The organism is Nocardiopsis potens DSM 45234, assembly GCF_000341105.1.
GTDB lineage: Bacteria > Actinomycetota > Actinomycetes > Streptosporangiales > Streptosporangiaceae > Nocardiopsis_A > Nocardiopsis_A potens.
Map to the genome: position 1 here is coordinate 1 of NZ_ANBB01000103.1, position 10,204 is coordinate 10,204.

The 10,204-nt window shown below is 74.6% G+C and carries 8 protein-coding genes; 3 read left to right on the forward strand and 5 right to left on the reverse strand.

Features of this window, described 5'->3' with window-relative positions; genetic code table 11:
* Window positions 1-485: 485 nt before the first annotated feature.
* Window positions 486-1,523, reverse strand: coding sequence for a phosphotransferase family protein (locus tag D459_RS0129900; protein WP_017596670.1), 1,038 nt, complete (start codon window positions 1,521-1,523; stop codon window positions 486-488).
* Window positions 1,524-1,744: 221 nt separating this feature from the next.
* Here D459_RS0129900 and D459_RS0129905 point away from each other — a divergent pair, with 221 nt between their 5' ends.
* On the forward strand, window positions 1,745-3,397 hold the full coding sequence (locus D459_RS0129905; protein ID WP_017596671.1) for a glycoside hydrolase family 10 protein: 1,653 nt from the start codon (window positions 1,745-1,747) through the stop codon (window positions 3,395-3,397).
* A gap of 374 nt (window positions 3,398-3,771) precedes the next feature.
* Window positions 3,772-5,112: an MFS transporter gene (locus D459_RS0129910; protein WP_017596672.1), complete on the forward strand. Its 1,341-nt coding sequence runs from the start codon at window positions 3,772-3,774 to the stop codon at window positions 5,110-5,112.
* Here the strand turns inward: D459_RS0129910 and D459_RS33335 are convergent.
* Both D459_RS33335 and D459_RS0129920 read right to left on the reverse strand, forming a co-directional pair.
* Window positions 5,060-5,404: a Clp protease N-terminal domain-containing protein gene (locus D459_RS33335; RefSeq protein WP_017596673.1), complete on the reverse strand. Its 345-nt coding sequence runs from the start codon at window positions 5,402-5,404 to the stop codon at window positions 5,060-5,062. The genes D459_RS0129910 and D459_RS33335 overlap by 53 nt on opposite strands.
* A complete protein-coding gene (locus D459_RS0129920; RefSeq protein WP_017596674.1) occupies window positions 5,401-6,075 on the reverse strand; it encodes a TetR/AcrR family transcriptional regulator in 675 nt (224 codons plus the stop codon). Before D459_RS0129920 ends, D459_RS33335 begins: the two co-directional genes overlap by 4 nt.
* A 235-nt stretch (window positions 6,076-6,310) precedes the next feature.
* On the opposite strand from D459_RS0129920, the gene D459_RS33340 reads away from it, so the two are divergent.
* Complete coding sequence (locus D459_RS33340; RefSeq protein WP_017596675.1) at window positions 6,311-7,630, forward strand: heparan-alpha-glucosaminide N-acetyltransferase domain-containing protein; 1,320 nt, start codon at window positions 6,311-6,313, stop codon at window positions 7,628-7,630.
* A 28-nt stretch (window positions 7,631-7,658) separates the two neighbouring features.
* Here D459_RS33340 and D459_RS0129930 read toward each other — a convergent pair whose 3' ends face one another.
* Together D459_RS0129930 and D459_RS0129935 are read right to left on the reverse strand one after the other, a co-directional pair.
* Complete coding sequence (locus D459_RS0129930) at window positions 7,659-8,306, reverse strand: response regulator (protein WP_017596676.1); 648 nt, start codon at window positions 8,304-8,306, stop codon at window positions 7,659-7,661.
* A 98-nt stretch (window positions 8,307-8,404) separates the two neighbouring features.
* Entirely contained in the window at window positions 8,405-9,712 is a 1,308-nt protein-coding gene (locus D459_RS0129935) for a sensor histidine kinase (RefSeq protein WP_017596677.1), read from the reverse strand.
* Window positions 9,713-10,204 lie beyond the last annotated feature (492 nt).

The window sequence follows — 10,204 nt, forward strand, 5'->3', positions numbered from 1 at the left end:
TTGCCCGGCACCCTTCATCCCCCTTCGTCCCGGCCGTGTTGCAACACAAACTAGAACCCACCCTCACCCGAACCACCTGGGCACCCCTCCCCCGCCGGAAGCACGCGCCCGGCCGGGCCGGTGAACGCGGCGCCCACCCGTTCCCGCCCTCGCCGCCCGCTTGGACCCCCGCCCCGCGAGACGCCGCACCCGGGCGACCACCGGCACCCCGCCCCTACCGCTGCCGTCGCCGCCCGCTTGAACCTCCGCTCCGCGAGACGCCGCGCCAGACCGACCAGCCGGTCCCCCTCCCGCCCTCGCTGCCTGCTTGAACCCCGACCCCGCGAGACGCCGCACTCGGCTGGGGCGCCTGGCCCGCCCCTACCCGGGCCGTCGCCGCCGGCCTGAACCTGCACCCCGCGAAACGCCGCGCCCGGCTGGGGTCTCAACTCCAAGCGGACACTCCCGGTCAGATCGTCCCGGTCGGGCCGGGCGGAAGGTGTCGGTCAGAGCCGGTGCAGCCGCTTGAGCCCGCTGTCCACCAGGCCGGGGACCGCCTCGCCGATCCGCTCGAAGTCGGCGCCGACGGTCTTGCCCTGGGTGAACCGGAAGTGGATGCCCTCCAGGATCACCGCGAGCTTGAAGAAGGCCAGGGCGGTGTAGAAGTCGAACCGGCCCAGGTCCCGCCCGGAGCGCTCGGCGTACCGCTGGACCAGCTCGTCCACCGCGGGGAAGCCCTCGGCGCGGGAGGCGTCGCCGACACCGGGGACCGAAGGCTGCTCGGCCCCGCTGTACACCGCGATCAGCGCGAGGTCGGTGAGCGGGTCGCCCAGGGTGGACATCTCCCAGTCGAGCACCGCGGTGATCCGGTGCCGGCCCCCGGCCTCGGCGACCAGGGCGTTGTCCAGCCGGTAGTCGCCGTGCACGATGGTCGGCGCGGGCGAGGCGGGCAGCCGCTCGGCCAGTCCGGCGCGGAGCTCGTCGATGCCGGGCAGGTCCCGGCTGCGCGAGGCGTCCAGCTGCTTTCCCCACCGGCGGACCTGGCGCTCCAGGAACCCCTCGGGGCGGCCGAAGTCGGCGAGGCCGACCTCGGCGGGGTCCACCGCGTGCAGCTCGACCAGGGTGTCCACCAGTTCGAGTACGACCGCCCGGGTGCGCTCCGGGCCGAGTTCGGCGAGCTGCTCGGCCTTGCGGTAGGGGGTGCCCTCGACGAAGTCCATCAGGTAGAACGGCGCGCCGAGCACCTCGGGGTCGGTGCAGAGCAGCCGGGTGGCGGGGACCGGGACCGAGGTGGGCGCCAGCGCGGTGATCACCCGGTGCTCGCGGCCCATGTCGTGCGCGGTGGGCAGCACGTGGCCCAGCGGCGGCCGGCGCACCACCCAGCGGGAGGCGCCGTCGGAGACCTCGTAGGTGAGGTTGGACCGCCCGCCGGCGATCAGCCGCGCGCGCAGTTCCCCGGCGACCGTCCCCGGCAGCTCGGCGTCCAGGTGGGCGCGGAGCCGCGCCAGGTCGAGTCCCGGTGGGTCGATCCCGCCCTTGTCCACACGTGCCTCCCGTTCGCTCGTCGATGCGGCGGCGACCAACATACCACTTGGTCTGTCGGTGCCCCGGAGCCTCTCCCGCCCCATCCGGACCCCCGCGCCACGGAATCCGGGTAGGAGGATTGCGTTTCTTCTTCGCGTAATGAAGGTTTCTTTCTAGGCTGGCACTCTCGGCACCCGGCCGCTCACCCGCCGGGGCCCGACCTTCGCCGGAAGGAGCAACGTTGGCGAACCCGCACCGGGCCGCCGGACCGTCCGGACAGGACCGTCCCCGGCACCCGATCCCCCGCGACCGCGCACTTCCCCGCTTCGGCGCCCTCGGCGGCGTCCTCGCCCTGCTGATGACCGGTTCCCTGCTCGGCGCCCCCGGCGCGCACGCCGCGCCGGAGGGCGACGGGAAGGACCGGGCCTGCTCCCCCTCCCCGGACGCGCCGCCCAAGCGGCAGATGCGCGCCGAGTGGATCGCCGGGGTGCAGAACATCGACTGGCCCAGCGAGTCCGGGCTCAGCCCCGAGGCCCAGCAGGCCGAGCTGACCGACCTGTACGACGAGGCCGCGTCCAACGGCCTCAACGCGGTCTTCGTGCAGATCCGGCCGACCGCGGACGCCTTCTGGCCGTCCCCGCACGAGCCGTGGTCGGAGTGGCTCACCGGGGAGCAGGGCCGCGACCCCGGCTACGACCCGCTGGCCTTCGCGGTCGAGCAGGCGCACGCGCGCGGCCTGGAGTTCCACGGCTGGTTCAACCCGTACCGGGTCGCCATGCACGACGACCCGTCCCGACTGGTGGCCGACCACCCCGCCCGGCGCAACCCGGACTGGGTCTTCCCCTACGGCGGGAAGCTCTACTACGACCCCGGCCTGCCCGAGGTCCGCGCGTTCGTGGTCGAGGCGATGATGGACGCCGTCGAGCGGTACGACATGGACGGCGTCCACTTCGACGACTACTTCTACCCGTATCCGGTGGCGGGCGAGGAGATCCCCGACGGCGACACCTTCGCCGAGCACGGGCGGGGCTTCGACGACATCGGGGACTGGCGGCGGGACAACGTGAACCTGCTGATCCGGGAGATGGACGCCGCGGTGCACGAGGCCAAGCCGCACGTGAAGTTCGGCGTCAGCCCGTTCGGCATCTGGCGCAACTCCTCCAGCGACCCGAACGGCTCGGACACCTCCGGCTTCGAGTCCTACGACGGCATCTACGCCGACAGCCGGACCTGGGTGCGCGAGGGCTGGGTCGACTACATCAACCCGCAGGTCTACTGGGAGATCGGGCTCCGGGTGGCCGACTACGCGGTGCTCGTCCCCTGGTGGGAGGAGGTGACCGAGGGCACCGGCGTGCACCTCTACATCGGCCAGGCCGCCTACAAGGCCGGCAACGAGGGCGCCTGGTCCGACCCCCGGGAGCTCGCCGACCACCTCGCCTTCAACCGGGACCACCCGGGGGTGCAGGGCGACGTGTTCTTCAGCGCGACGTCGCTGCGGACCAACGCCGCGGAGGCGATGGAGATCGTGGCCGCCGAGCACTATGCGCACCCGGCGCTGATCCCGATCAAGGAGGACCTGGGCGGCGAGGCGCCCCCGGCCCCGTCGGTGGTCGGCGCCGAGGCGGGCGAGGGCGGAACCGAGCTGACCGTGGAGGCCGGCCCGGGCGACGCCCCGGCGGCCTACGCCGTCTACGGCTTCGACGGCGTCCCCGATCCCGGCGAGCAGCTCTGCGGCCTGGACGACCCGCGCAACATGGTCGGCACGGTGCCCGCGGAGGAGGGCCGGACCGTCTTCACCGCCCCCGGCGACACCGGGGACCGCACCTACTACGTGACCGCCCTGGACCGCCTGCACCACGAGAGCGACCCGAGCGGCCCGCGCTACGTGCGCTGACCCGCCCCGAAGGGCCCGCCGCGCCACTGCGCGGCGGGCCCTTCTTCGCGGGCGGGCCCCTCCGGCGGCGGAGGCGCCCCGCCGCCCGGGGTCCGGGCCTCTGCCGCCGGACCGGCCCGCCCGCCGAGGCCCGGCCAGCCTGCGGCACGGGCGGCCCCTCCCTCCGCCCCGTCTTCCCCGAGGCGGGCACGGCACCGGGAAAGGGCCTCCGCCCGGCCCCGGGACGCGCCCGCGCCCGGGCGGTCACGGTCGGAGCACGAAGCCGGAAGGGGAGATTGACATACCGGCCAGTCGGTTTCACGCTGTTCCGAAACCGGAAGCGCCCCGGCCGCCTCCGGTTCCCCCAGGTCGCGCCGACCCCAGGAGGCCCGGTCATGTCCGAACCCCCCACCGGCGAGCCCACATCCCCCGCCGAAGCGGTCCCGCTGCGGACCCGCAGGATCGTCGCCGGAGCCGCGGCGGCCACCGCGACGGTGGAGTGGTACGAGTTCTTCGTGTTCAGCGTCGCGGCGGCCCTGGTGTTCGGGTCGCTGTTCTTCCCCGAGTTCAGCCCGGTGGCCGGCGTGCTGGCGTCGTTCGCGACGTTCGCGGTGGGCTTCCTGGCCCGCCCGCTGGGCGGTGTGATCGGCGGGCACCTCGGCGACAAGTACGGCCGCAAACCGGTGCTGGTCTGGGCGCTGGTCGCCATGGGCATCGCCACCACCCTGATCGGCCTGCTCCCCTCCTACTCCGCCATCGGGGCGGCCGCGCCGGCCGCCCTGGTGGCGCTCCGCCTGGTGCAGGGCATCGCGGTCGGCATGCAGTGGGGCGGTGCGGCGCTGCTGGCCACCGAGTACGCGCCGCCGGGCCGCCGCGGGCTCTACGGCAGCATGGTGCAGATGGGCGTCCCGATCGGCCTGGTCCTGGCCTACGCCCTGTTCTTCGCGGTCGGCTTCGCCACCGGCGACGCGGCCTTCCTCGCCTGGGGATGGCGGATCCCCTTCCTGCTCGGCTCGCTGGTGCTGGTGCTGGCCTGGCTGATCCACCGCTCCGTCGAGGAGACCCCCGACTTCCGCGCCGCCGCGGCGAAGCAGGCCGGGCCCTCCTCACCCCTCCGCGACGTGCTCCGCCGCCACAAGGCCACCGTGCTGCTGGCCGCGTTCAGCTTCGCGGTCAACACGGCGACCTTCTACATCCTGATCACCGGGATCCTCGACTACGCCACCCGCGAGCTCGGGGTGGCCTTCGAGTCGATCCTCGCGGTCGCCCTGGGGCTGAGCCTGCTCCAGCTGCCGCTGATGCCGCTGGCCGCCGCGGTCTCCGACCGGATCGGCCGGATCAGGGTCTACACCTTCGGCATCGCCGGGCTGTGCCTGTGGGCCGTCCCGCTCTTCCTGATGGTGGACACCGGCGAGATCTGGATCATGGCGGCGGGCATGCTCGTCGCCGGGGTCTTCCTGAGCATCATGTACGCGCCGCAGGCGGCGCTCTTCGCCGAGCTGTTCGACGCCGAGGTGCGCTACACCGGGGCCTCGCTGGGCTACCAGATCGCCTCGGTGGCCGGCGGCGGGCTCGCCCCGATCGTGATGGTGGCGCTGCTGGACGCCACCGGCACCTCGATGGCGGTCTCGGCCTACCTGATCGGCCTGGGACTGCTGGCGCTGCTGTCGGTGTGGCTGCTGGTCAGGAACCGGGACCGGGGGGAGCGGCTCCGGGCCGGGAGCCCGGCGGCCTGAGTCGGGGCCCGGAGCCCATCGCCCGCAGGACGAGGTCGATCGCGCGGTGCAGGTCGACCTCGTCCCGCAGCGCCTGGACCGGAAGCCCGTCCTCCTCTTCCAGCACCGCCAGGAAGATGTGCTCCACCCCGACGACCGGGCGGCCGTCCCGCTCCGGCATGCCCTGCAGGGCGGCCAGGCGGGCCGCCTCGTGCAGCACCTTCGCGGCCCGCGGGGTGAGCGGGGCGTCCGGGGGGCTCGGCTCCGGGAGCGGGCCGCCCTCCCCGGCGGGCCCCGCCCCGGGGCCGCTCATCCACCCATCGCGGCCGCGCCTCCGCCGGGCCGCAGGGCGTCCAGCAGCAGCGTCGCGTAGTGGCCGCCGATCTCCTCGGCGGTCAGCTCGCCGTCCGGCCGGTACCAGGTGCTCAGGTGGTGCACGCTGCCGAAGTAGAAGTCGACCACGATGTCGGCCGGCACCCGGTCGGTGAAGACGCCCTGCTCCTGGCCCTCGGTGACGAGCGAGCGGAACAGCTCGTGGTAGCGGCGCCGCTCGGCGCGGACCTCGCGCTGCTTCTCCTCGCTGAGCTGGTGCAGCGAGCGGAAGAAGATGGTGGCGTCGTCCAGGTTGGCGATGGTGGTCACCACCACGTCGGCGGCCGCGCGGCGGACCCGCTCCTGCACCGGGCCGCCCTCGGCGGCCACCGCCTCCAGGCGCTGCATCTGCATCCGCAGCACCCGGGCGTAGACCTCCGCCAGCAGGTCGTCCTTGGAATCGAAGTAGTGGTACATCGCCCCCTTGGTGACCTCCGCCGCAGCGACGATCTCCTGGACCGAGGTGCGATCGAACCCCTTGTCCGCGAAGAGTCGGGTGGCGACCGCCAGCAGGCGGCGCGGAACGGGGCTCTCGGGAGGAGCGGCGGCGAGCAGCGCGGTGTCGGACGCGGCAGGCTGCTCGCCTCGACCGCCGCGGGTACGCACGGCCACGGCACGGCCTTTCTGTCGGGACGGAACGGACCGCCTGGCCCGTCGGGCTGGTTCAGCCCCGCCGAAGGGCTTGACCACACAATAGACCGATCCGCGGGGCATGATCGGCCGCAGAGGGTGACGCCGGTCACTCTGATCGGGGGAGGACGCCGCGACCAGCGGGTTTCCGCCCGGTGGGCGCCGGGTGTTACTACTGGGTTCGGGACGACCACCCGCTCACGTCCCGCTAAGGAAGATGACGCAGACCCGCCCCTCTCCCTCCGCCCCGCCCTCCCTCCGCCGCGCCCGCGCGGCGGAGCCGGCCGGTCCGGACCCCCGCCCCTCCAGCGCGGACCCGGAGCGCCCGCCCGCGGCCCGGGACCGGCTGCGCGGCCTCGACCTGGCCCGGTGGATCGCCGTCGCCGGGATGCTGGTGATCCACTTCGGCCCGCCCTTCCTCGACCGGGAGAGCCCGCTCGGCGTCATCGTCGCCACCTACGCCTGGGGCAGGTCCACGATCCTCTTCGCGTTCCTGGCCGGGGTCTCCCTCGCCCTGGTCACCGGCGGGGCGGCGGTGCACCGGGGGCGGCGGGCCCGCACCGGCGCGGCCCGGGTCGCGGTGCGCGGCGCCGCGCTGGTGCTGATCGGCTGGGGGCTGCACGCGGTGGTGACCGCGGGCGGCAGCAACCTGACCGTCATCATCACCTACTACGGGCTGTACTTCCTGCTGGCGATCCCGCTGCTGCGGCTGAGCGCCCCCTGGGCGGCCGCCGCCGCGGCGGCGGCGTTCGCCATCGGCCCCCAGCTGCTGTTCGCGCTGCGCCGCTCCGCCGAGGAGGGCGGCGCGATGGCCGGCCTGACCAGGGCCGTCGAGGCGCACGACCCGGGGCACCTGGTGGCCGGGCAGGGCCTGATGGAGCTGGCCGTGCACGGCTACTACCCGGCACTGGCCTACCTGCCCGCGGTGCTGGCCGGGCTGGCGGTCGGCCGGCTCGACCTGCACTCGCCGCTGGTCCGGGCGCGCCTGGCCGCCTTCGGCGCGCTGGTGGCCTTCCTCTCCTACCGGACCTCCTGGCACGCCTGGTACAACTACGGCCTCATCGGGGAGCTGGGCGCCCGGGAGGAGAACATCGGCTCCGTCCCCACCGGCGACGCGCGCTGGCTGCTCACCGACATGCCGCACAGCGCGACCACCCCCGAGGTGCTGGGCGGGACCGGGGTGGCGATGGCGGTGCTGGCCTGCTGCCTCGGCCTGGCCGACCGCCTGCCCCGGCTGACCGCGCCGTTCACCGCCGCCGGCTCCATGGCGCTCACCGTCTACGCGGTGCACGCGGTGGTGATGGCCTGGCAGGCGGCGCTGCCCGAGGACCCCGGCGGCCTGATCGGGGCGGTGAACCGGGAGATGTCCGAGATCTACCTGGTGGGGTCGGTGGCGGTGGCGCTGCTGTGGCGCCGCACACTGGGGCGCGGCCCGCTGGAGGCGGGGGTGTCCGAGCTGGCGAAGGCGGTCGCCCCCGGCCCGCGCAGCCCGGCGCACGCCCGCCGGAGGGCGCGCCGGCGCCTGCTCCGCCGCTGACCCGGCCCCGCGCGGCGCCCCGGGAGGGTCAGACCCAGCCGGCGTCGTGCGCCAGGATCGCGGCCTGCACCCGGTTGGTCATGCCCAGTTTCGACAGGATCCGGCTGACGTGCGCCTTGACCGTGGCCTCCCGCATGCCCAGCTCGCGGCCGGCCTCGGCGTTGGACATCCCGCGGGCCACCGCGACCAGCACGTCGCGCTCGCGCCCGCTGAGCACCGCCAGCCGGGTCCGGGCCTGCTCGGAGGAGGGGGAGGCCGGGGTGGCGAACCGCTCCAGCATCCGCTTGGTGACGCTCGGCGCGAGCATCGCGTTGCCCTCGTGCACGGTGCGCACCGCCCCGATCAGGTCGCGCGGCGGGGTGTCCTTGAGCAGGAAGCCGACCGCGCCGACGCGCAGCGCCTCGTGCACGTACTCGTCGAGGTCGAAGGTGGTCAGCAGGACCACCTTGGGCGGCTCCGGCAGCTCGGCGATGCGCGCCGCCGCGGCCAGGCCGTCCATCCCGGGCATCCGGATGTCCAGCAGCATCACGTCGGGGCCGGTCTCCCGGGCGATCCGCACCGCTTCGGCGCCGTCCGAGGCCTCCCCCACGACCTCGATGTCCCCGGCCGAGTCGAGGATCATCTTCAGCCCCGAGCGGACCAGCTGCTCGTCGTCGACCAGGACCGTGCGGATCACGGCGGCTCCCCTTCTCCGTTCTGCGGACGCCCTGCTCTGCGCGACGCTAGCGCACCCCGGGGCGGGCCGCGCCGTACGGGGCGACCCGGTGAGCGGCCTCACGGCGGCCCCGGGGCCGCCGGGCGCCCGGCCGGGAGCACCGCGCGGATCTGCCAGCCGCCGTCGGGGTAGGGGCCCGCGGTGAGCTCCCCGTCGGCCAGGGCGACCCGCTCGCGCAGCCCGGCCAGGCCGTATCCGCTGGCCGGGGGCGCTTCGGTGCGCGCGCCGGCGGGCGGCGGTTCGTTGGCCACGGTGATCTCCAGGTCGTGCTCGCCGTAGTCGATCCGGGCCCGGACCCGCGCCCCGCGGGCGTGCTTGCCCGCGTTGGTCAGCCCCTCCTGGACGATCCGGTAGGCGGTCCGCTCCAGCTGCGCGGGGAGCGGCCGGGGGCGGCCGCCGACCGCCCAGCCGACGTCCATGCCGGCCGTCCGCCATTCGGCGATCATCCGCTCCACGTCGGCCAGGACCGGCTGCGGCGCGGTGGGGGCGCTCCCGCCGGCGTCCCCGGGCCCGGCCGCGCCCGGGGTCTCCCGCAGCACGCCGAGGATCTCGCGGAGCTCGGAGAGCGCCTCGCGCCCGGTGTTGCGGATCAGCCCGGCGACCTCGGCGGTGCGCTCGTCGGCGGCGGAGACCTCCAGCCCGCCGGCCTGCAGCACCATCATGCTGACCCGGTGCGCGACCACGTCGTGCATCTCCCGGGCGATGCGGGTGCGCTCGGCGCTGATCGCCCGGTCGGCGAGCAGGTGCTGCTCGCGCTCCAGCCGCTCGGCCCGCTCGCGCAGGTTCCCGATGAGCTGGCGGCGGGTGCCGACCCACAGCCCCAGGGTGAGCGGCAGCGCCACGCAGACGAGCAGGAACACGACGATGGCGGCGGTCGGGAGGTCGCCGAAGGTGTAGGCGGCGGCCCCGACCACCGCCATGACCGTGCTCCACATCGCGAGCCGCCGCCGGTCGCTGAACCAGGAGGCGTAGGAGTAGAGGGCGATCATGCACGGGGCGGGGTTGCCGAGCAGCAGCAGGACGGCCGCGGCCCCCCACAGCAGCCAGTTCGGCCGGGAGCGGCGGAACAGGATCGCCACCGAGATCGCGCCGGGGATCCCCGCGCCGAGCAGCAGCAGGGCGGCCATCTGCAGGGGCACCGGGGCGGAGGGGCCCGTGGGCGCCTGCCCGATCAGGAGGACCGACAGCGGCATGAGCAGCATGCCCGCCCCGGCGGAGTTGAGAAGCGCGGTCCAGGGGAAGGCGCAGATCGCGATCGCCCAGTCGGCGATCCGGTGCCGCCGGTCCCACCACCAGCGCCACATGCCGACGAGCCGGTCGCCGAAGGCCTCGCGCAGCCGCTCCTCTTCTCCGTCCCCGTAGAACATGCCAGGAGTCTATGGGGCCGCTCCGCCCTTCATCGCCGCAGGTGAAGCCGGGTTTTTCCGGGCCGACGAAGGTCGGTGCGCACCCGGCGGGCAGGTCGCGGCGGGTGCGGAGGGCGCCGGCGGCCGGTCGGAGGGGGCGGAAGGGGGCCGGCGGTACCGACGAAAGTCGGTGCCCGCACCCCGCCGAACGCCCCGGGCCCCTTTCCGCCCCCTCCTTTCGGCCATCTCGGAAATCGGCTGTGCGACCGAGGTGTCCGGGGGGCCCGCGGCCATACCGTTTTCTTGCCCGATCGAGAAGTTCAACCGATATGGGCAGAAAATCCCGTTCTTCGGGTTCCGTCAGCAGATCGCACGTCAGGAGAGTCGCCCGTGAGCCACACCGCAACGGTGTCCGTTCCCGACCACACCCAGGCCCCGCCAGCCGTCGTCGCGCGGGGGTTGGCCAAGACCTACGGCTCGGGCGACTCCGCGGTCACCGCCCTGCACCACGTC